Genomic DNA, 723 nt, shown 5'->3' with positions numbered 1-723 from the left:
GTGATCAGCGGCTGGTCCGGATCGCCTTCCTCAAACGTCACGACCACTTCCATGCCGACACGCGGAATGGTCACCGCACCAAATCCCTCGCCCGCCCAGCTGGAGGCCACCCGTAGCCAGCAGCTGCTGTGTTCGCTGTTGCGCTCGGTCCGGTCCCAGTGAAATTCGACTTTCACGCGACCGTATTCATCGCAGTAGATCTCCTCGCCGGCCGGGCCGGTGACGCGGGCGGTCTGGCACACCAGCAGCGTTTTTCGAGGCGCCAGAGGCGGGCGGTAAAACACGTCAGCGGGCATCGCGGTGAAGGTGTTGCGGTAGCCCTGAGTGAAGCCGTCGGCGGGACTGTCCTGGCTGCCTGCTTCCTCCAGCGATTGGGGTTGTTTGCCTTCGTGCTTAACACGGACGAGCAGCCACTGGTCATTGCACGCTTTGCGCGGATGCTCCGTCAGGTTGAACAGATGACCGCTGCGCAGCGTCGGCTGGTCGCTTTCCCCCTCGGCCAACTGATAGTCGCGGCGATGTCGCTCCAGGGCCTGGCGCACGCCCTGCTTGCCCTGTTTTTCCGTCTGCATCAGCAGCGGATAGCGATAGTCCTCAAGCTCGGGAAGGAACTCGGCCGTGAGGCGACTTTCCAGCAGCCGGGTCGGGCGTTCAAAGTCGTAGTGGCGGCGTGTGACGGTGCTGGTGCGCGTGCGGAACCCCAGGTCGAAACGCTTCACCACT

At 63.6% G+C, this 723-nt stretch carries 1 protein-coding gene; it reads right to left on the bottom strand.

Translation table 11 applies throughout. The features are described from left to right. Positions 1–723, bottom strand: a 723-nt coding sequence (tssI, locus tag NTD84_RS12135; protein ID WP_262165620.1) for a type VI secretion system tip protein TssI/VgrG, incomplete at both ends; no start/stop codon positions are given.

It is taken from the genome of Pseudomonas sp. 14P_8.1_Bac3, assembly GCF_025466085.1.
In the GTDB taxonomy this organism is placed as follows: Bacteria; Pseudomonadota; Gammaproteobacteria; order Pseudomonadales; family Pseudomonadaceae; genus Aquipseudomonas.
This window is presented reverse-complemented; position numbering and strand designations above follow the sequence as displayed.